The organism is Streptomyces swartbergensis, from assembly GCF_002148965.1.
In the GTDB taxonomy this organism is placed as follows: Bacteria; Actinomycetota; Actinomycetes; order Streptomycetales; family Streptomycetaceae; genus Streptomyces; species Streptomyces swartbergensis.
In genome coordinates this window covers 26,682-47,644 of the sequence record NZ_NGFN01000018.1, presented here as the reverse complement: position 1 = coordinate 47,644, position 20,963 = coordinate 26,682, and the positions used below count along the sequence as shown (strand labels likewise).

Below are 20,963 nucleotides of genomic sequence, written 5' to 3'. Positions count from 1 at the left end.
GGTGCCCTCCACGCCCCGCCCTCCGGTCAGCTCACGGGCGAAGTCGCGGACGAGGTCGTGGGGCGCGTAGCGGCCGTATGCCGGTTCCTGGAGCAGGGCCACGTCGACGAGACGGTCCAGGGCGGCCTCGGTGCGGCGTTCGCCGGTGCCGGTGAGGCGGGCGAGCAGGGGTGCGCCGTACGTGGGCAGATCGAGCGCGCCGATACGGCGGAGGACGAGGGCCGCGTCCCGGTCGGCCTCGTGCTCGGAGCCGGCCAGGGCGTCGAGCGCGACGGCCAGGGAGCGGCGCACGCTCAGGTCGTCGTACTCGAGGTGCCGCAACCGCCCCTCCGACTCGGCCAGTTGCCCGGCGAGGACGTCCGGGGTGAGGGCCTGCCGGGCGGCGAGCCGCGCGGCGACGACGCGCAGGGCGAGGGGGAGGCGTCCGGTGAGTTCGACCAGGCGACGGGCGGCGCCGGAGCCGTCCAGTCCGTCACGGCCCGAGGCCGCGACCAGCAGGGCCGCGCTCTCCTCGTCCGACAGCGGGCCGAGCGGAAAGCGGGCGACCCCGTCGAGGGCCGTGAGCGGCGAACGGCTGGTGACGATCACCGCGCACCCGGCACCGCCCGGCAGCAGCGGCCGTACCTGCGCGGCGCTCGCGGCATCATCCAGTACCAGGAGCGTGCGGGTCGGCGCGAGCAGCGAGCGCAGCAGTGCGGATGCGGCGTCGGGGAGTTCCGGGATGCGGCAGGGCTCGGCGCCGAGGTCACGCAGCAGCGCGGTGAGCGCCTGACCAGGGGTGAGAGGGGCCATGCCCGGGGTCGCACCGTGCAGGTCGAGGTAGAGCTGCCCATCGGGGAAACGTTCCGCCAACTCGTGCGCGACGTGCAGCGCGAGTGCGCTCTTACCGACGCCGGGCATGCCGCTGATGACGGCGGTGGCGGGAACGGTGGGGGTGGTTGGCGCAGTCCCGGGTGCTCCGGGTGTCGTGAGAGTACGGCGCAGGGAGTCGCGTACGGCGGCACGTCCCGTGAAATGCGCCGGCGGTGGCGGAAGTTGGGCAAGCGGCGGTCGAGCGGGCGAGGGTGACCTCCCCACGACTCCCCGCAACACCTCCACATGCGCCTCCCGCACCCCGGGCCCCGGCTCGATGCCGAGCTGGTCGACCAGCCGGGTGCGCAGATCGCGGTGGACGGCCAGGGCCTCGGCCTGGCGGCCGGTGCGGTGCAGGGCGAGCATGAGCTGACGGTGGTACACCTCCCGCAGCGGATACTCGGCGGTCAACGCCCCCAGCTCCGGTACGAGCTCGTCGACACGCGGGCCGCCCAACGCCAACTCGGCGTCGTAGCGCCACTCCAGAAGCAGCAGCCGTCCCTCGCGCAACCGCCGCGCGAAGGCGTACCCGCCCACCTCGGCCGGCAGCCCGGCGAGCGGCGCGCCCCGCCACAGTGCGAGCGCGGCGGCGCACTCACGCACGACGCGCTCCCAGTCCTGCCCGGCGTGCGCGGCACGCGCCGCGGCGACATGGGCGTCGAACACCTGGACGTCCAGCTCGCCCTCGTCGACCCGCAGCACGTACCCGGACGGCACGGTCCGCAGCCGCTCGGGGTCGTCCAGCAACCGCCGCAGCCGGGCTACGTGGTTGTGCAGCGAGGCCTGGGCGGAAACGGGCGGCGCCCCGCCCCACAGCGCCTCCCTGAGCGACTCCACGGAGACGACCCGTCCGGCGTCGAGCAGCAACGCGGCCAGCAGCACACGGGATTTGGGGCTCGCGACACCCCGGGCTTCGCCCCGGCCGCACCCGCTGACGTCGTAGTAGAGCACCGGCGGCCCGAGCAGGCCGAACCGCAGCCGGCTCCGCCCTTCGGAACCGTCCTCGCTGCCCGAGCAGGCAGATGCCCCCATCGCGTCCCCGTCTCCCCGCGCCACCGCCCTTGGCGGGTTTCCGCCCCCGGGGCAGCGGTTTTCCGCCACCTTCGTCCTCGCGTTCTCCGCCGGAACAGTCCCCGCACCGGCCATCACCCGTCATGGTTCGACGACTTCACGCCAATCGGCAGGCGACGCAACGGAGAACCGTTGGCCACATGTTAGCGATCCGTTGGCAAAACCTGATGTGATCACTACGTCGGATCTGGCCCGGCGGCGCGCGCGTCTGGACGCGCAACTCGGGGGAGTGTCGCCGCCGCGGCCGGGTCCGGGTCCCGGTCGGCGGAGGTGAACGGCCGGGGCCCCACCACGCTTCCGGCCACCAGGCGTGTGGCCGTCCCGCGAACGCCCCTCGGCGTCAGATGACCGGCGGCCGCCCCAGCCGTGTGAGCCGCCACACCGTCCGCCAGCGCATGGGCCGCCGCTCACCCGCCGGCTCCCGTACGCCTTCCACGAAGCCGCCGAACCATGCCCGCAGCCCCGCACGCGACCGGTTGCGTACGAGGGTGAGCAGCACCCAGACGCCCAGGTGGACGGGCACGAGCGCGAACGGCAGCCGGCGGCGGGCCAGCCAGACCCGGTTGCGGGCGTTCACGCGGTAGTAGATGGCGTGCCGTGCGGGCGAGGTCTTCGGGTGCTGGAGCAGCAGTTCGGGCGCGTAGAGGATGCGCCAACCCGCGTCGGCCGCGCGCCAGGCCAGGTCGGTCTCCTCGTGCGCGAAGAAGAACTCGGCGGGCCAGTCGCCGACCTCGTCGAGCATGGCCATCCGCAGCGCGTGCCCGCCACCGAGGAACCCGGTGACGTAACCGCCGCGCAGGGGGTCCGCGTTGCCGATCCGGGGCACGTGCCGCTGCTGCGTCTCGCCCAGCTCGTCGGCGATGCGGAAGCCGACGATGCCGAGCCGGTCGTCGGCGGTGTACAGCTCCCGCACGCGGCGCAGCACGTCGGCGTCGACGAGCAGCCCGTCGTCGTCGAGTTCCACCACGACGTCGATGTCGCCGAACTCCCGCAGCCGCGCGAGGGCCGCGTTCCGCCCGCCGGGACAGCCGAGGTTCTCGTCGAGCTCGATCGGGGTGACCTCGCCGGGCAGCGACAGCCGCCGGGCGAACTCGGGCAGCGGGCAGCCGTTGCCGACGATCACGATCCGCTCGGGCGGCACGTCCTGCTTGGCCACGGACCTCAGCAGGGCGTCGACCTCGTCGGGCCGGTTGCCCATGGTCACCACGGCGACGGCGATCCTGGGCGCCCCCATGTCCTCACCTCGTCCCGGTCGGCAACTGACGGGTTGACGGGCGATGCTAGCCGTTCACGACAAGGACCCTCTGAAGTACGCCTGCCGGACGGCGATGCGTCTACGCCGTTCAGCGGAGGCGGCACCCGACCGGAACGGGCACAGGATGTCGGGTGCGGCAGGGTGCCCGCTGCCTAGCGTGGTGATCACGAAAGAGGAAGGAACCGGGCGTGCTGGAGCGGCTCAACCAGGCGATGGAGCACATCGAGCGCCACCTCGACGAGTGCCTGGACGTCGCCGAGCCGGCGCGGATCGCGACCACGTCGGAGTACCACCTGCGCCGGATGTTCTCCGCGCTGGCAGGCATGCCCCTGTCGGAGTACATCCGCCGCCGCCGGCTGACGGTCGCGGGCGCGGAGGTGCTCGCGGGCGGCGAGACGCTGCTGGAGATCGCGGTGCGCTACGGCTACGGCTCGGGCGAGGCGTTCGCACGGGCGTTCCGCGCGATGCACGGCGTGGGCCCGGGCGAGGCCCGGCGCACCGGCGCCGTACTCGTCTCCCAGCCCCGGCTGGCCTTCCGCCTCACCGTCGAAGGGAACAGCAGCATGCAGTACCGAGTAGTGGACCGCCCGGCCTTCACGATCGCCGGCTTCAAGACCCGTGTCCCGCTCGTGCACTCGGGCCCGAACCAGGCGATCGTCGACTTCGTCCGCGGGATCGGCAAACAGGCCCTGGAGCACCTCGGAAAGCTCTCGGACCAGGAGCCGCACGGCGTCGTCGCGGTCTGCGACGACCTGGACCCGAGCCGCGCCGAGGGCACCGAACTGGACTACTACCAGGCGGTGATCACCTCGGCGTCCGCCCCGTCGGACGCCCCGGCGGGCACGCCCGCGGGCATCACCACCCTGCCCGTCCCGCCCGGCACCTGGGCGGTCTTCACCACGTCCGGCCCGGCACCGCAGGCCATCCAGGACCTGTGGCGTGACGTGTTCACCGAGTGGTTCCCGTCCAACCCGTACCGCAGCCGCCCCGGCCCGGAGATCCTGCGGACCGACCTCTCGGCGGACGGCTCGAAGGCGGACGCCGAGCTGTGGCTCCCCGTGGAACGGGAGTCCCCCCGCTGAACGCCGAGTACCCCAGGCCGGATCGACTCCGGCCTGGGGTTCCAGCAGATATCGGGGGGACCGCTCACGGCAGTCCGCGGCGGCTACCGCGGCGCGACCGGCTCCGCCGTGTCCTTCCGGCGCGACCGCTCCCGGACGAACGAGATCGCGATCACCACCGCGGCGACGAGCACCGAGAGCAGCACCTGGCTGCGGCCGCCGCCCTCCTTGCCGTCGGTGAGCATGTAGAGGAGCACGAACCCGATCATCGCGATCGTCGCCCACGTCAGATAGGGGAACAGCCACATCCGGACGACGAGCTTCTCCGGGCTCTCGCGCAGGATGATCCCCCGCATCCGCAGCTGCGAGAAACAGATGACCAGCCACACGAAGAGCGCGACGGCGCCCGAGGAGTTCAGCAGGAACTGGAAGACCGTGTCCGGCCACAGGTAGTTGAAGGCGACCGCCACGAACCCGAAGACCACGGAGGCCAGAATCGCGGCCTGCGGGACACCTCGCGCGTTCGTCCGTACGAAGGACCGCGGGGCGTCGCCGCGCTGCCCGAGGGAGAAGGCCATCCGGGAGGCGGTGTAGAGGCCGGAGTTGAGACAGGACAGCACGGCGGTCAGCACGATGAAGTTCATGATCTCGCCGGCGTGCGGGATGCCGATCGAGTCGAGGGCCGCGACGTACGAGCCCTTCTTCTCGATCGCGGGGTCGTTCCACGGCAGCAGGGCGACCACGACGAGGATCGAGCCTACGTAGAAGACGCCGACCCGCCAGATCACGCTCCTGGTGGCCTTGGCCACCGCCCGCTGCGCGTCGGAGGACTCACCGGCGGCGAGGGTGACGATCTCGCTGCCCATGAAGGAGAAGACGACCAGCAGGATGCCGGTGAGGATCGCGCCCGGCCCGTTCGGCAGGAAGCCGCCGTGCTCGGTGAGGTTTGTGAATCCTGTCGCGGCATGGTCGGAGCCGGGCAGCACACCGAAGATGGCCAGCCCGCCGAGAACGATGAAGCCCGTGATGGCGACGACCTTGATGCCGGCGAACCAGAACTCGAACTCGCCGAAGGAGCCGACCGAGGCCAGGTTCGTGGCGGTGAGGACCGTCATCACGATCAGGGCCCAGGCCCACTGCGGTACCGCCGGCACCCACCCTTCCAGGATGACGGCGCCCGCGGTCGCCTCCACGGCGAGCACGACGACCCAGAAGAACCAGTACAGCCAGCCGATCGAGAACCCGGCCCAGCGGCCGAGCGCCCGGTCCGCGTAGGCCGAGAAGGACCCGGAGGTCGGGTTGGCCGCGGCCATCTCGCCGAGCATCCGCATCACGAAGACGACGAGGGCGCCGACCAGTGCGTAGGACACCAGGATGCCGGGACCGGCGGCGGCGATACCGGAGGCGGAGCCCACGAAGAGACCGGCACCGATCACCCCGCCGATGGCGATCATGGACAGATGGCGGTTCTTGAGACCGGCCTGCAGACCTGCCTGCTGCTCCGGAGGCTGATCACTGGGGGGTTGAGCGGTATCGGGGGCCAGTGATTCGGGGGGACGTGTAGTCATGTCGACATCCATGGGGTCGTTGGGAGTGCCGTGCTGTGCGCCAGGAGGGACGGTCGGGGCACTGACGATTCCCGGAAGCGTTCACGGTGCGGTTCGCGGAATCCGGATGCCGTACTGGTGATGGGGTCGTCACCGCACGTCCGCGTACTGCTCCGGCTCCTCGTGGGAGGTGGGCCGCATCACTTGCGGAAATGGATTTGCGCAAGCGTATGGGGGGTCATGGGGCCAAATGTTTGTGAAGGCTGAACAAACTCGGCCTCGATGGCTGTACGACCGGCCAATGCGGAACCGGGTCAGCCGGTGGGCGGCAGCCGCAGCTGGAGCATGGCCAGCAGACGCTGGTCGGGACGGCTGAGATCGAGGCCGGTGAGCTGCTCGGCCCGGCGAAGGCGGTACCGCAGCGTGTTGGGGTGCACATGGAGCTGTGCGGCCGCCGCCCGGATGTCACCGAAGGAGTTCAGGTACGTCAGGAGGGTCTCGGCGAGCCGGCCCTGGTGCCGGCTGTCGTGTGAGAGCAGGGCGGTCAGGCGGGGATCCCGTATCTCGGGGTGGGCGCAGAGCAACGTCAGTATCTCGCTGACCAGCACCTCCGCCTGGATGTCCGGCAGCGCGGCGACCGCGACGCTCACTCCGGCGCTCGCCATGGCGTCGAGGATGCGGTCGGCCTCCCGGCGTGACTCGGGGACGTCCCCGAGCCCCGGCACCAGGCAGCCGACCGAGCCGCTCAGTGGCAGGCCCAGGTGGCGGCGTGCAGCGTCGGTGATCTCCTGGGTCCAGCCGCGCAGCGTGTCCGTGTCGATGCCGCGGGGCAGCTGGGGCAGAAGCACATAGATACGGGGATCGACCTGGGTGACCAGCGCGCTGCGGTGCCGGGCGGCGATGTGCACGGAGACCAGGTTGGTGACCTCGGAGTGGGTCAGTTCCGGTGCGGCGGCGCCCTCCGCGGTCTCGTGCGCCTCCGTGGTCCCGTACGAGAACCCCAGCACGGCGGCCGGGCGGGTGGCGTCGAATCCCAGGTGAGTGGCGAGCGGCTGCGGTCCGGTGCTGCCGTCCAGGAGTCCGGCCAGCAGGGTCCGGGTGAGCGTCACATCGTCCGAGAGCTCCCGGCGACGGCGTACGAGATGGAGCGCCGCGACCCGGGCGGCACCCAGCAGTGCCTGGCGCGAGCGTTCGGACAGCGGGATCGAGCCCTCCTGCACCCAGATGGTGCCCAGCTGCCGGTCCCCGGACCGGATGGCCACCGCGAGCCGACGGCGGATGCCCAGCTCGGGGTGGCTGTCGATACCGATCACCTCGTCGCTGGAGTGCAGGTGCTGGAACACGCCCCACTCGCGCAGCTTCGCCAGATACCCCTCCGGTCCCTGCCAGCCGAGGATGGAGCGCCGGCGCAGGTCGTCCGCCTCGTCGGAGTCGGTGGTGCGGGAGTAGGCCAGCACCCGGTTCGCGGTGTCCTCGATGCTGACGATGCCGCTGGTGAGGATGGCGGTGGTCTGGGCGAGCGAGAACAGGTCGCCCTGCTCGGCCCCCATGCCGGGCTCGCCCGGCGGTGCGTCGTCGAGGGCGGCCCGGGCCAGCGCGTGCACCTGCTCCCAGCGTGCTTCGCTGCGCAGCGAGAGCAGGGCGACTCCGGCCTCGGCAGCGGCCTCGCTGAGCGCCGCGGCCTGGCCGGGCCCGTCCAGCTTGACCACGACGGCGGCGGCCCCGTCCCGCCCGGCGGCCCGCAGCGCGGGAAAAGCGGCCCGGCCACGGGCACCGATCACGAGAACCAGCTCGCCCGGCTGTGCGGTCGGCGGGTCCTCGGGATCGAGCAGCGAAACCTCACGGATCTCGACGTCCAGCCCGGCGGGAGCCGCCTGCACCTCCACCAACGAGTCCCCCAGCACCATCAGCAACTGACGCAGGCCGATGCGCGCTGCGGTGGGAGACACTGCGGCCGGATCCATGATCGTCGCCTCTGCTGGGAGCCATGCCGGAGCCCTGATGCTATCCGCAGGGGCGACGGGGACCTCCGGGAGCACGGTGAGCCGCCTTCGGGATGCGAACCCGAGACCCAGGAATCATGCTCAGCGGACCACGCGCTGCTCCACCTCGGCTTCGGCCATCTCTGGCTCGACCGCCGCCTCCGGCACCACGACCGGCCGCTGCGCCGGGCGAGGCGCGCCGTGCGCCGCCATGACCCCGGCGATGACCAGCACCGCCCCGAGCGGCTGGTTCCATGTCAGCCGTTCGTCCAGCAGGAGCACGCCCGCCGTGACACCGACGATCGGGGTGAGATAGGTGACCGCGGCGGCGTTCACCGCGCCCCACGCCTGGACGATGTTGTTGTTCCACAGGTAGGCGAGGCCGGTACTCAGGGCACCCAGCGCCAGCATGCCCAGCGCGATCGGCGCGTCGATGCGGGGTGCGGGCGCCGCGAGCCAGGGTGTGGCCGCCAGCATGATGATCGCGCCGATGGTGACCTGCACGAAGGCGACGCTGACCGCCGGCAGTCCGCGCGGGGTGATGAATCGGCGCAGGTAGACGAAGGCGACGCCGTAGCAGGCGGTGGCGCCCAGACAGGCGAGCTCAGCCATGAGATGGCCGCCGCCACCGACCAGGCTCCCAGGACCGATCAGCGCCAGGACCCCGGCGAAACCCGCGAGCAGGCCCGCCGTACGGCGGCGGTCGAGCCGCTCGTCCGCCAGGGCGACCGCACTGACCGCGAGGGTCACCAGCGGGGTGGTGGCGTTGAGGATGCTCGCCATGCCGGAGTCGAGGTGCTGCTCGGCCCAGGAGAAGAGCAGGAAAGGTACGACACACAACAGGACGGACACGACGGACAGCCGCAGCCAGAGCCCAGGATCCCGGGGAATCCTGCTGCGGGTCACCGCCATGACCGCGCAGAGCGCCAGCGCGCCCAGCACCAGCCAGCCCCACACCACCTGCGCGGGCGTCAGCCCATCCAGCGCGACCTTGATGAACAGGAAACTCGAGCCCCACGCGCACGCCAGCGCGACGAACTGTGCCCCGATGCGCACTCGCACGCCGACGCCCCCCTCTTTCTCGTGTGTCGATCCCTACGCCGTGTAGGTCCCTACGCCGTGTCGATCCCTACGCCGTGTCGATCCCTACGCCATGTCGATCCCTACTCCACGGCGACCGGAACCACCGGCGCCGCGATGGGCGCCACCGCGGGCGCCACGATCCGGACGTAGTCCTCCGTGGCCATGACCACCGACCGGTCCAGCCGCCCGGCGTTGAAGGCGATCTCCTCGTGGGCCGCGAGGAACTCCGCGTCCACGACCACGGGCAGCGCACCGGACAGCGACAGCGGCGGGATGGCGCCGACCACGCAGCCGGTGAGCTGCTCGGCCAGTTCCGAGGGGGCGAACCCGCCCTTCTTGCCCTCGACCGCGGCGACGACCTTCTTCAGGTCCGCGCGCCGGTCGCCCGCCAGCACGGCCAGCACCGCCGGGGACTCGATCCCCTTCACCCGGCATACGAGCGCCTTCGCGCCCTGCGACACGGTTGTGCCGCGCACCGCGGACACCTCCTCGGAGCGTCCTTCGGCCGGGTGCTCGACCACCCGGTACCTGGCCTCCTCACGGTCGAGAAGGTCGACGATCTGCTCAAAGGGACTCAACTGCGGCCTCCCTGGGCCTGTGCGGGCGTGCGGCCACGAAGCGGAGCCGCGTAGCACCGCTCCAGCCGGCTGACGAAGGTGTCGACGAAGGACGGCGGCGCATCGGTCCAGGACCGCCAGTCACGTGTCGCCTCCGCAAGGTACGACATGCGCCGCACGTGCTTCCAAGTTCCCTCACCCGTCAGCGAATTGAGATCCACGGCGAGATCCACGGGCAGATGGGCGCGCAGTGCCTCCAGATAGTCGGCGTAGACGCCGCTGCCGAAGTTGACCCGGGCGACCCCGTGCGCCGGCAGGGACGCGAGGTCGACCCGCGAGATCGAGCTGCCGCCGTGCACGACCAGAGCGCGGCCGGTGCCCTCCAGTACGCCGGTGAGAGCCTGGACGAGCCCGTGGTCGATCGCCGCGTACCGGTGCTCGCGCGCGGGCTCGGTGGCGAAGACTTCGTCCCACACTTCTGTCTTGCGCCGGGCCTTGGCCAGCCGCTGCTCCAGCCACTCCTTCTCCAAGGCGTCGAGCAGCGGCCGCTGGAACACCGGGACGCGGGTCCGCGCCTCGCGGAACACGGCGTCGAGCCGCGGCCCGGCCTCCGGCCCGTCCCCCGCCGTCGTGGCCCGGCGCGCCAGCGCGGCCACCAGCCGGTGCTCGGCCGAGTAGCCGGGCAACCCGGCGTCCGTGAGGTCCTTCTCGACGCGCGCGCAGGCCTCGGCGAAGGCGTGCAGGTCGTCGCCGGCGGCACGGTCGTCCATCAGGCCGACGTCGGCCAGCGACCGGCGGGTGGCGGCGAAGCCGTAGTCGAAGCTGTGGAACTGGCCCACGTGCGCCCCGACCAGATCGAGGTCCGTGTTCTCGACGAACCTGGTGAAGTCGCTCATGGTCGTCTTGTTCCACTTGCGCAGCCCGGCCCCGTCGATGGAGCCGATCTCACCCTCGACGAGGACGCCGTAGCGCCGCGCCAGCTCCGTGGCCGCGTTGGTGAACAGCACGTTCTGGTGGAGCGTACGGCCGGACCCGTCGACCATGACCGAGTCGAACCCGCTCTCGCAGGCGGCCTGGACCACCTCGTAGTCGTCCGCGTGGTCGAGGTGCAGGCGCAGTCGCGAGCCGAGCGCGGAGTTGAGCCGGTCGACGTCCCGCCGGAGCGTGCGGAAGACCTCTGCGACGGCGGCGACCGGTCCCCGGCCGACGCTGTCCGCGACGAACAGCAGGGCTTCCTGTGGCGAGATCTCGCAGTAGACGTCCCGCTTCGTGTGCGCCGAAAGCAGTGCGTACGGCAGCAGCATGGACGGGTGCTTCACGTTGAAGTTCGGCACGGTCCCGGTCCACCGGGCAGGTGGCGCCGCCGCTTCCCCGGCCGGCAGCGGGCCGGGGCGCCGGTTGCGCAGTTCCCAGTGGTACTCGTGCCGCACGCGCTGCACTTCGGCGAGGAAGTCGGGCAGGTCCGTGTCGCCGGGCGACAGGGTGCGCACCAGCGGGCCGAGGGCGCGGGGGTCCAGGGCCCGGTGGCCCTCGACCATGAAGACCACGCCGAGCAGCGGGTCGTCGCGGCGCAGCGCCTCGGTCCGGCGTGCCGCCCAGGTCATCGCGGCCAGGCCGCTGACCGGGAGTTCCTCGCACACGAACGCCACCGACTGGGCGGCGAGCGTGTCGAGCACCCGCTCGCACGACAGCCGCTCGTCGGCGATGACGGTCCGCAGTTCGAGCCGCTCGAGCAGCGACCGGGCCCACCCGGTGTGCCAGACCTCCGCGCCGATCACGGCGTGCGGGGCGTCGGCGCGGCGCGGCCGTACGGCGGCGCCCGGCACGCCGGGCGGCAGCGGAGGACGAGGAATCAGGCGGGTCATCGGGCTCGCCGGGGAGTCCGGGGCCGTGACGCCCGGGGGAATCGCCGTGCTCGCCTGGGCCGTGGCAGCGGCGGAGACCGCCGTACCCGCCTGGGCCGTGACGCCCGGGGGAATCGCCGTGCTCGCCTGGGCCGTGGCAGCGGCGGAGACCGTCGTACCCGCCTGGGCCGTGGCAGCGGCGGAGACCGTCGTACCCGCCTGGGCCGTGGCTGCGCCGGAGACCGTCGTACCCGCCGAGGCGGCAGCGCTCTCATGGGTGGCCGTGCGGGCGGTGCCCGCAACGCTCGCGGGGCCCGACGCGTTCGCCGGAGTCGCCGTGCTCACCGGAACACCTCCCCCAGGAGACGGGCCGCGGCCGGCGAGTCGACGTAGGCGTCGAAGGAGTAGGCGAGCCGGTCCAAGGCATGGTGCTGGAGCAGGTCGGCGACCTCGGCGCGGACCGTCGTGGGCTCTGCGCGGCGCAGCACCACCTTCGCCACCAGCCGGGCCACCTCGCGCATCTCCGCCTCGCGCAGCCCGCGCCTGGTCATGGCCTGGACGCCGAGCCTGAGGCCGTGCAGCCCATTGGCGCCCGGTACCTCGATGTTGGTGGTGCGGATTCCGGCGTGCGCCAGATCGCCCAGGGACAGCCGCAGCGCGTCGGCGGCCGACCCTGTGATGACGTGCACCTGATGGGTCTCGGTGAATCCGAAGGACTCCCCGGAGACCCGTACCCCCTCCTCGTGCAGGGCGTGTGCGAGGGCCTTGGAGTTGGCGAGGATCTGACGCGCGTAGTCGTGGCCGTAGAGGGCGATCTCGGACAAGGCCACATACATGGGTGCGATCAGCTCGGCGTGCGAGTTGCTCTGCATCTGCGGGCAGACCCAGTCCGACACCGCCCTGAGCTTGGGGTGGTCCGCGTCTCGGAAGGCGATGTACGCCTTCTGCGGTCCGGCGATGGTCTTGTGGGTGTTGCCGTGCACGGCGTCCGCGCCGAGCAACGTCGGCTGGGGCAGCGCCCCGCCCGCGATCAGCGCGCCGTCGTGGCTGGCGTCGTAGGCGAGGAAGACACCCTCGGGCAGCGCGGCCCTGATCTGGGCAAGCGGCTGCCAGCGCAGTTTGAACGACTGGTCGAGGATGACGAGCTTGATCTCCGGGTGCTCGGCGCACAGCGTGGCCAGCCGGTCCACGTCGATGAGCAGGGTCCGGTCGACCATCGGCAGGTGGTAGGTGTTGACGCCGGCCGCGGCGGCCAGCGACTCCAGGGCGAAGTGGCCACCGTCCTTGTGCGCGAAGTGCACGAAGCCGTCGCCGCGCCCACAGGTACCCAGCAGCACGGCCTGCTCGGCGACCGAGCCGCCGTTGGGCCGCCAGTCGAAGGTGGCCGCCTCGAAGAGCTGCCGGCCGATCCCGGTCAGCTTCCCCACCAGGGACGCGTTCGCGCCGGAGTCCGGGAAGGCCCACTCGCCCGCATCGGCCGGGTACGGCGGGGCGAACTCGTAGAAGCCGCCCTGCAGTCCGCTGCCGAGCATCCGTACCAGCTTGCTCGGGTAGTTCTCGCTGGCCGTGAGGCTCAGGTGCTGCTCACGGTAGGTGTTGTCGAGCACGAAGTCCGAGGTGAGTCGCTCCAGCAGGTGCGCCACCCGGTCGTCCGACCACACCTGGCCGAGCACACCGCCAGTGTCACTCCCCGAGGCCTCTTCGATAATCCCCTCGGCCGCCACGACCGCCGCCTGTGCTTCGTCGTCGACAAGGCCGATACCGCTGTCATGTTTTGCCGCGCGCATGAATCAACCCCCGCTGCATGTCGGAAAGTACCGAAAAGAAAAAAGAAGGAGACGACAGAAGAGGGGAGAAGAGTCGGCACCCGCGCACGGCACTGTGCCGGGTAATGCGTCGGCACAAGCCGAACGCCGCCATCAATGCTCTTCCGGAGCCTCCCCGATTCTTCGGGCCCCCTGAGGCATCCACAGGTCAATGGCGAAGAATTTACACGAGCAACACCAGCATCGGTCCATCCGAATCCAGCCACGCCACATCCGCACCTTGCCGCCGGTCGACACGCATCCCGGAGGGAGTAATACGGACAAGACGCACCAAGACACCTTCCCTGACGCCCGAATTGCCCGCACAGGTCCCCTCAATCCGGTGCGCGTGAGGTACCCCATAAAGCATCCGATACCCCACTCATCATCTGACTCAAATCGATCCGACGAGCATCGATTTCCATCACTCAGTGGTTGTCGCACGACACGATGCGCATCGGAAAGAATGTGTGACATGTCCGACTAATCCTTTCACGCAATTCACCTGTCCGAATGCTGGAATGTCATTGCGGATTCCCCTGGAGGTCATACAGGATCCACCCCGCCGGGGGGCACGGAGACGCTCCTCGCCGGGCGTGATCACGTCCGTGCTTCGCATAGGAAAGGTCATACGTGCTGCCTGAATCTTCGTTGGCGGCAGGGCCGGGGACCGAAGTCGCAGAAACCTTGCTCAAGGCCTTCGTATCCCGCGGGCATTCACACTTCACCGGCGTGCCGTGTTCCCTGCTGAAGGGATTTTTCCGGTTACTCGAGGACCCCGAATGCCCAGCCGCGTACATACCCGCACCGCGTGAGGACAGCGCCCTGGGAGTGGCCTCCGGTCTCGCCGTGGCGGGGGCCAGGCCTGTGGTTCTCATGCAGAACTCCGGCCTCGGCTACTCGCTCAACGTCCTCACCTCGTTCAACCTCATCTACGACGTCCACCTGCCGATCGTGGTCAGCTGGCGCGGTCACGACGGCAAGGACGCCGTCGAGCACGACGTCATCGGACGCGAACTCACACGGCTGCTCGACGTGTTCGGGCTTCCTTGGACCGTGCTGGACAACGAGCACCCCGAGGACTCCGTGGAGGCGTTCCTCAAGCAGTACGACGCCGGCCGGAACACCGCCGTACTGATCGTCCGGGAAGGGATCTAGCGTTGCTGGACATCCGTGACGCCCTGGGCGCACTGCTGGAGCGCGAGTCCGCCGCCCTGACGGTGAGCACCTGCGGCTACATCACGCGCGACGTGTACAACATCCGCGATCGCGCGAACCACTTCTACCTCGTCGGCTCCATGGGCATGGCCGCTCCGATCGGGCTCGGCATCGCGCTGGCCCACCCGGACCGCCGGGTGCTGGTGCTGGACGGCGACGGCTCGTTCGCCATGAACCCGGGCTGTCTGCCGATGATCGCCGAGCACCGGCCCGATCTGGTCCATGTCGTGCTCGACAACGGAGCACACGAGAGCACCGGCGGCCAGCGCACCGCCGCCCTCGGCGATCCGGCGGCCATGGCCCTCGCGGCCGGTTACGCCGCCGCCCACACCGTGGACGACCTCGACCAGCTGGCCGCACTGGACCTGACCGGCACGCCCACGCTGGTGCGGATCCGCTGCAAGCCTCGCAGCCACCCCGCCGGAAAGCGCGTGGAGCAGACCCCCCAGGAGCTGGTGAAACGATTCCGCGCTCATCTGGCCGATCCGGCGGCACACCTGGAGGCCGTATGAAACCCACCCTGCTCGACTGCACCCTGCGCGACGGCGGGAACCAGAACGACTGGCAGTTCACCGCCACCGACGTCCACACCATCGTGAGCACCCTGGACGCCGCCCGCGTCGACGTCATCGAGGTCGGCTACCGCGGCGGCTCCGGGAGCAGGGCCAGCACCACCGCGGGGCCCTCGGCACACTGCACGCCCGAGTACCTCGCCGCACTGCCGGCCGTCTCGCACGCCGAGCTGGCCGTGATGGTCGTACCCACCGTGTGCCCGGTACGGGCCATGGATGACCTGCCCGACAGCCCGGTGTCCATGGTGCGCATCGCCGCCTACCCGTGGAACATCGACGGGGTCCCGGAGTACGTCCGTGCCGTGCGGGCCCTCGGCCTCAAGGTCGGGGTCAATCTGATGGCCGTCAGCTACACCACCCAGGAGCAACTGGCCGAGGCCGCCGCGGTCGTGGCGACCGAACCACCGGACGTCTTCTACATCGCCGACTCCTTCGGCGCGCTCACCCCGGACGACGTCCGCCGGCGTGTCGAGCTGCTGGCCGAGCGGCTGCCGACACCGCTCGGCATCCACGCCCACAACAACCTCGGCCTGGCCGCGGCCAACGCGGTCGCCGGACTGGACGCGGGGGTGAGCTGGCTGGACGCCTCGCTCTGCGCCATGGCGCGGGGCGCGGGGAATCTCGCCACCGAGCAGGCCGCGGCCTTCCTCACCGCGTGGCCCAAGTACGACACCCACGCCGATCTGCCCCTGGTCTGCGAGGCCGCCGAATACGTGGCCGAGCAGGTGCTGCCACGCCCCATGACGGTGCGCCGGGCCGAGATCGCGGCCGGGATCAACGACCACCACTTCTACTTCCAGGACCGCATCGAGAAGATCAGCGCCCGCCACGGTCTCGACCCGTGGCAGGTCGGGCGCAGGATCGGTGCGGCACGACCGCGCAAGGTCCTCGACGAGACGGTCGAGGACGTGTGCCGGGAACTGGCCGAACAGATCGAACAAACCAACGGAGGGGACGCATGACCGGGAGCCGACCGCCCCAGCAGGAACCGAACGACGCGCCGGCCGGCGCGGCACGGCGGCTGCGCGCAGCACTCGCCGCACCGCGACTGACCCGTGCCATGGGCTCGCACAGCCCACTCAGCGCACGGCTCGCCGAGGAGGCCGGCTTCGACGTCGTCTGGTCCAGCGGACTGGAGATCTCCGCCACGGCCGGCGTGCCCGACGCCAACATCCTCGCCATGGGCGAGTGCCTCGACGCGGCCGCCGACCTCGCGTCCGCGGTGGACATCCCGGTCCTCGCGGACTGCGACTCCGGGTTCGGCAACGTCAACAACGTCATCCACATGGTGCGCTCCTACGAGGCGCGCGGCGTGGCCGGCGTGTGCATCGAGGACAAGCAGTTCCCCAAGCTCAACAGCTTCATCGAGGGCAACCAGGACCTCGCCCCGCTGGACGACTTCGCGGGCAAGATCCGGGCCGCCACGGAGACCCGTACGGACATGGTCGTGGTGGCCCGTCTGGAGGCGCTGATCTCCGGGCAGGGCATGGCGGAGGCGCTGCGCCGGGCCGACGTGTACGAGCGGGCCGGAGCGGACGCCCTGCTCATCCACTCCAAGCGCAAGGACCCCGAGGAGGTCTTCGCCTTCCGCGAGGCCTACCGCGGCGACCTCCCGGTGATCGTCGTGCCGACCACGTACAACCAGGTCACCGTCGAGGAGCTGGAACAGCGCGGCTTCGCCATGGCGATCTACGCCAACCAGGCGCTGCGCAGCTCGATCCGGGCCATGCGGGAGACTCTCACCCGGATCATGCGGGACGGCACCACGCTGAACGTGGAGCCCGAGATCGCCCCGCTCAAGGAAATCTTCGACCTGCAGCGCATGCCCCAGATGCTTCAGCAGCAGGAGCGCTACGAGTCCCTGGGACGCGAACTGGCGGAGGCCGCACAGTGACCACGCACACCACCGCTCTGCGACTGGACTTCCACGGCACCCGGATCGACCTGGAAGTCGAGGACGGCGCCGGCATCGAAGACGCGCTCGCCTTCCTGGCCACCCATCTGACCGCCGAGGAGGCCAAGCCCGACGAGACCGGCCGCGAGCCGGTCGCGACCCTGCGCGTCCACGCCTTCGACCCCGAGCGCCTGGCGCCTCCCGCCGGGACCGTGCAGGAGGACATCTACCTCCGCAAGAGCGCCAGCGAGTTCTTCACGGTGCCGGCCCGGCGGGCCGTGGTGGACGCCCGCGAGTACCTGGAGTGCACCAAGACGGGCAGCCGCTTCGTCTTCGACCGCACCGCCCGGGTGATCGACGTGACGCTCGGGGCCGGCGGGCACATGGATTTCGTCGAGCTGGTGCGCGACCTGGTGCTGAAGCACCAGGAGAACACCGGTGCCGCGGTCCTGCACGCCACGGCCGCCTACCGGGACGGCGAGGTCGTGCTGATCACGGGCGCGAAGGGGGCCGGCAAGAGCACGGTGCTCCTGGAGCTGGTGGAGCACTTCGGCTACCAGGTGCTCAGCGGCGACAAGACCGTGCTGCACGAGCTGCCGGACGGCTCGGTCGTCGCGGCCGGCTGGCCCGACTACCCGCACCTCGGCTACGGCACCGTCGCCAAGTACCCGGGCCTGAAGGAGATCGCAGGGATCGGGGACGACTACGTGCCCGCCGAGGGCCACGCGTTCTCGCCCGTGGGGAAGTTCGCGGTGGACCCGCTGCCGTTCCGGGACCGTTTCCCGAGCGCCCCGGTCGGAGTGCGCGTGCCCGTCGCGGCGATCCTGCACCCGGCGATCGGCCCCGGCGAGCACACGGCCGTCGAGCCGCTGACCGGCAGCCGTCAGGAGCACGCCGAAGTCCTGCGCGCCAACGTGGAGTCGGCGTTCGACGGCGCCAACGCCAGCTGGCACCACTACCTCGACGACGGCCGCGCCGCCCACGCCGATCAACGGGCCCGCATCACCGAGATCCTGGCCGGGGTGCCCGCCTGGACGCTGACCGGGCCGGGCGACCTGACGGCCGAGAACGTGCCGCCCCTGATCGGCGGGCCCGCGAAGGTGGCCCGGTGATCGAACTGACGGTGGAGAGCACCGGCCTCAACTCCCACTACGACCTCACCGACCGGATCGCCGCCGCTCTACAGGAGCACGGCACGGGCGACGGTCTGGCCGGGGTGTTCGCGCACGGCAGCACCATCGGGCTCACCGTGATGCGCTACGAACCGGGCGCCGTGCAGGACCTGCTGCGGACGCTGGAGCGAATCGCACCGGAGTCCCCCGCCGACGGCAGCCGCTATCTGCACGAGCTGACCACCGCCGACCCCAACGGCTTCTCCCACCTGAAGTCGTCGCTGCTCGGCACCAGTCTGCTCGTCCCCTTCCGGGACGGCCGCCTCGCCATGTCGCCGAGCCACCGCGTGGTGCTCTTCGACTTCGATCTGAAGCCCGCCACCCGCCGCGTCTTCGTCGACGCTCCCCGGGCCGCGACAACCACCCCCCGCACCGACGAGATCAAGGAGAACAGCCGGTGAAGCTGCGGCTGGCCACACCCGGCCCCACCGAAGTGCCGCAGCGCTTGCTGCTGGCCGGGGCCCGCGAGATCATCCACCACCGCTCCACCGAGATGGAGCAGCTGATCCACGAGATCAGCGGTGGCCTGCCCCCGCTGTTCGGCACCAGCGCCCCCGTGTACACCATCGCCTCCTCCGGGACCGGCGCGATGGAGGCCGCGGTCGCCAACTGCTTCTCGGCCGGCGACGAGGTCCTGGTCGTCTCCAACGGCTACTTCGGCGAGCGCTTCCAGGCGATCTGCAAGTCCTACGGACTCGTCGTGCACGTCGTCGAGAGCGACTGGGGCACCAGCGCCGACCCCGAGCGCGTGGCGGCCGCCTACCGTGAACACCCGCGGATCCGGGGCGCGTTCGTCGTCTACAGCGAGACGTCCACCGGGGCGCTCAACGACGTCGAGGCGATCGGGCGGATCTTCCGCGACACCGACGTGATCGTGGTAGTGGACGCCATCAGCGGTCTGCTGGTGCACCCGCTGGAGATGGACGCATGGGGCCTGGACGTGGTCCTCGCCGCGTCCCACAAGGGCTTCATGCTGCCGCCGGGGCTCGCCTTCATCGCGCTCTCGGACAAGGCGTGGACGGCCGTGGAGCGGTCCAGCGGGCCGAACTACTACTGGTCGTTCGAGCGGCTGCGCCACTTCTACCCGATGTCGTCCTCGTCCCCCGCGGTGTCCCTGCTGCTCGCCCTGCACGAGTCACTGAAGATGCTGGACGAGGAGGGCATGGAGGCCTTCCGCAGGCGCCACGCCGTCCTCGGCAGGGCGGCCGAACGCGGTCTGCTGAAACTCGGGTTCAGCACCTTCGTTCAGGCTCCGAACCGGCGCAGCCACGTCATCACCTCGGCCCTCGCGCCCGAGGGCATCGACACCGGGCAGCTGCTGAAGACGCTGTCCACCTCGTACGGCGTCACCATGACCGGCGGCCAGGCGCATCTCAAGGGCAAGCTCATCCGGGTCGGACACGTGGGCGCGGCCGACGCCCTCGACCTGAGCGGGATCTTCGGCGCCCTGGAGATGGCCCTGCTCGACCTGGGCCACACGTTCACGCCGGGCTCCGGCGTCGGCGAGATCATCCGTACGTTCCACGAGGAGGGCCGCTGATGCTCGTCCTGTTCCAGCGAGAGACCTGCCCGGACTGCAAGCCGGTGCGCGAGCTGCTCACCAAGCTCCAGGTCTCCTACATCAACATCAACGTGCCCAAGCCGCGCGAGGAGCGGCACGAGCTGATCCGCACGACGGGCAGCAAGTTCATCCCGGCCCTGGTCGACGGGGCCACGGTCATCCCGGGCAAGCTGCGGGAGAACGCCGACATCATCGCCTACCTCAAGGAGCGCTTCGGCGACCCGGAGGCGGTGACGCCGCAGGTGGGTACCGCGCCGGAAGGGCGGCCGGAGCCCGTGGCATGAACCTCGGTCAGCAGGCGCCCGCGGCACCGCGTATCGCGGTGCTCGCGGGCACCCCGCAGCTGGTGCGCGCGGCCCGCGCGTTGGGCATCGACACCGTTTTCGTGCACGACGCGGCGCAGCCGGCGCCACCGGTGGCCGCCGAGGCCGACACCGCCCTCGCCGTGGACCTGGCGGACACCGACGCACTGCACCAGGCCCTGGCGCCGCTGCACGCCGAACGCCCCTTCGGGCGGGTGCTGTCGCTCACCGAGCGCGGCCTGCTGCCGACGGCAGCGGTCGCCGAGCGGCTCGGCCTGCCCGGAAACTCGCTGCACACCGTGGGCCTGCTCCAGGACAAGCAGCGCATGCGGGAGATCCTCAACGCCCGCGGCATCGGCCCGGTGCACACCGCTGCGCCGCGCGGCGCGGCCGACCTCGCCGCGTTCTGCCGTACGACCGGCGGACCGGTCATCCTCAAACCCGCGGCCGGCACCAGCAGTCAGGCCGTCTTCCGGGTGGCCGGGCCTCAGGACGCCGAGGACGTCTGGCGGGCGTTCGAAGCGGCGGGCGGCACGCAGCCGATCGCCGAGGAGTACCTCGACGGGCCCGAGATCAGCGTGGAGAGCTTCTCGTACGACGGGAAGCACACCGTGCTGGCGGTGACCGACAAGTTGGTCGGTACCGCGTTCGTGGAGACCGGGCACACCCAGCCGAGCGCCCTGCCCGCGCCCGTCCTGGTGGAGGTGACCGCCCTCGTCCACGCCTTTCTGGACGCCGTGGGTCTGACGGAGGGCCCCGCCCACACCGAGGTCAAGGTCACCGGGAAGGGCCCGCGCATCCTCGAGTCGCACAACCGCATCGGCGGTGACAAGATCCGTGAACTGCTGCGCCGGGCCTACGGCCTGGACGTGGTGGCCCTCACCGCGGGCTGCCCGTTGGGCCTGCTGCGGCCACCCGCCGACCCGCCCGTGGCCCGCCGCGGAGCGGCCATCCGCTTCCTCACGCCACCGCCCGGAGCCGTCCGGCACATCGCCCTGCCCGACACCGAGGGCACCTCCGCCGAGATTCGGCTGGACGTCGCGGTCGGCGACCTGGTCCGTCCGGTGCGCAGCTCGCAGGACCGGGCCGGACACATCATCACCGACGGCAGGGACGCGGCCGACGCCGCCCGTGCCTGCGAGGAGTTGGCGGGCCGGGTGCGGATCGAAACGAGTGGGTGAGAGCCG

The 20,963-nt window shown here is 71.1% G+C and carries 18 protein-coding genes; 10 read left to right on the top strand and 8 right to left on the bottom strand.

Annotated features, from left to right (window positions below; genetic code table 11):
* Both CA983_RS05390 and CA983_RS05385 read right to left on the bottom strand, forming a co-directional pair.
* Positions 1-1,884: AfsR/SARP family transcriptional regulator (locus tag CA983_RS05390; protein WP_208636892.1), on the bottom strand; the 1,884-nt coding region annotated here is incomplete at its 3' end.
* A 379-nt stretch (positions 1,885-2,263) separates the two neighbouring features.
* The gene (locus CA983_RS05385) at positions 2,264-3,157 is read right to left on the bottom strand and encodes a glycosyltransferase family 2 protein (protein ID WP_086599728.1); all 894 of its coding nucleotides are present in this window, start codon (positions 3,155-3,157) and stop codon (positions 2,264-2,266) included.
* A 209-nt stretch (positions 3,158-3,366) separates the two neighbouring features.
* Here CA983_RS05385 and CA983_RS05380 point away from each other — a divergent pair, with 209 nt between their 5' ends.
* A complete protein-coding gene (locus CA983_RS05380; RefSeq protein WP_086599727.1) occupies positions 3,367-4,260 on the top strand; it encodes an AraC family transcriptional regulator in 894 nt (297 codons plus the stop codon).
* An 83-nt stretch (positions 4,261-4,343) separates the two neighbouring features.
* On the opposite strand, the gene CA983_RS05375 is transcribed toward CA983_RS05380, so the two are convergent.
* From CA983_RS05375 to CA983_RS05350, 6 genes are all read right to left on the bottom strand, one after another.
* The gene (locus tag CA983_RS05375) at positions 4,344-5,807 is read right to left on the bottom strand and encodes an amino acid permease (protein ID WP_086599732.1); all 1,464 of its coding nucleotides are present in this window, start codon (positions 5,805-5,807) and stop codon (positions 4,344-4,346) included.
* Between the two features lie 293 nt (positions 5,808-6,100).
* Positions 6,101-7,750, bottom strand: a complete 1,650-nt coding sequence (locus CA983_RS05370; protein WP_167407332.1) for a PucR family transcriptional regulator — start codon at positions 7,748-7,750, stop codon at positions 6,101-6,103.
* Positions 7,751-7,870: 120 nt separating this feature from the next.
* Entirely contained in the window at positions 7,871-8,830 is a 960-nt protein-coding gene (locus CA983_RS05365) for a DMT family transporter (protein ID WP_086599726.1), read from the bottom strand.
* Between the two features lie 101 nt (positions 8,831-8,931).
* A complete protein-coding gene (locus CA983_RS05360) occupies positions 8,932-9,429 on the bottom strand; it encodes a YbaK/EbsC family protein (RefSeq protein WP_086599725.1) in 498 nt (165 codons plus the stop codon).
* Complete coding sequence (locus CA983_RS05355) at positions 9,426-11,597, bottom strand: class II fructose-bisphosphate aldolase (RefSeq protein ID WP_086599724.1); 2,172 nt, start codon at positions 11,595-11,597, stop codon at positions 9,426-9,428. Before CA983_RS05355 ends, CA983_RS05360 begins: the two co-directional genes overlap by 4 nt.
* Entirely contained in the window at positions 11,594-13,039 is a 1,446-nt protein-coding gene (locus CA983_RS05350) for a PLP-dependent aminotransferase family protein (protein ID WP_086599723.1), read from the bottom strand. The genes CA983_RS05355 and CA983_RS05350 overlap by 4 nt, the downstream gene beginning before the upstream one ends.
* 651 nt (positions 13,040-13,690) lie before the next feature.
* On the opposite strand from CA983_RS05350, the gene CA983_RS05345 reads away from it, so the two are divergent.
* Genes CA983_RS05345 through CA983_RS05305 form a run of 9 tightly spaced genes read left to right on the top strand, consistent with a single transcriptional unit; the run spans position 13,691 to position 20,957 of the window.
* On the top strand, positions 13,691-14,215 hold the full coding sequence (locus tag CA983_RS05345) for a thiamine pyrophosphate-binding protein (RefSeq protein WP_086599722.1): 525 nt from the start codon (positions 13,691-13,693) through the stop codon (positions 14,213-14,215).
* A gap of 2 nt (positions 14,216-14,217) precedes the next feature.
* Positions 14,218-14,787, top strand: a complete 570-nt coding sequence (locus CA983_RS05340; protein WP_208636891.1) for a thiamine pyrophosphate-dependent enzyme — start codon at positions 14,218-14,220, stop codon at positions 14,785-14,787.
* On the top strand, positions 14,784-15,809 hold the full coding sequence (locus CA983_RS05335; protein WP_086599721.1) for a beta/alpha barrel domain-containing protein: 1,026 nt from the start codon (positions 14,784-14,786) through the stop codon (positions 15,807-15,809). The genes CA983_RS05340 and CA983_RS05335 overlap by 4 nt, the downstream gene beginning before the upstream one ends.
* On the top strand, positions 15,806-16,741 hold the full coding sequence (locus tag CA983_RS05330) for an isocitrate lyase/phosphoenolpyruvate mutase family protein (protein ID WP_086599720.1): 936 nt from the start codon (positions 15,806-15,808) through the stop codon (positions 16,739-16,741). The genes CA983_RS05335 and CA983_RS05330 overlap by 4 nt, the downstream gene beginning before the upstream one ends.
* Positions 16,738-17,853: a phosphoenolpyruvate carboxykinase (ATP) gene (locus CA983_RS05325; protein WP_086599719.1), complete on the top strand. Its 1,116-nt coding sequence runs from the start codon at positions 16,738-16,740 to the stop codon at positions 17,851-17,853. Before CA983_RS05330 ends, CA983_RS05325 begins: the two co-directional genes overlap by 4 nt.
* Entirely contained in the window at positions 17,850-18,314 is a 465-nt protein-coding gene (locus tag CA983_RS05320) for a YjbQ family protein (RefSeq protein ID WP_086599718.1), read from the top strand. Before CA983_RS05325 ends, CA983_RS05320 begins: the two co-directional genes overlap by 4 nt.
* The gene (locus CA983_RS05315) at positions 18,311-19,453 is read left to right on the top strand and encodes a pyridoxal-phosphate-dependent aminotransferase family protein (RefSeq protein WP_086599717.1); all 1,143 of its coding nucleotides are present in this window, start codon (positions 18,311-18,313) and stop codon (positions 19,451-19,453) included. Before CA983_RS05320 ends, CA983_RS05315 begins: the two co-directional genes overlap by 4 nt.
* Positions 19,453-19,758 carry a glutaredoxin domain-containing protein gene (locus CA983_RS05310; protein ID WP_086599716.1) on the top strand — a complete coding sequence of 102 codons (306 nt, stop codon included), beginning with the start codon at positions 19,453-19,455 and terminating at the stop codon, positions 19,756-19,758. Before CA983_RS05315 ends, CA983_RS05310 begins: the two co-directional genes overlap by 1 nt.
* A complete protein-coding gene (locus CA983_RS05305; RefSeq protein ID WP_086599715.1) occupies positions 19,755-20,957 on the top strand; it encodes an ATP-grasp domain-containing protein in 1,203 nt (400 codons plus the stop codon). The genes CA983_RS05310 and CA983_RS05305 overlap by 4 nt, the downstream gene beginning before the upstream one ends.
* Positions 20,958-20,963: the final 6 nt, after the last annotated feature.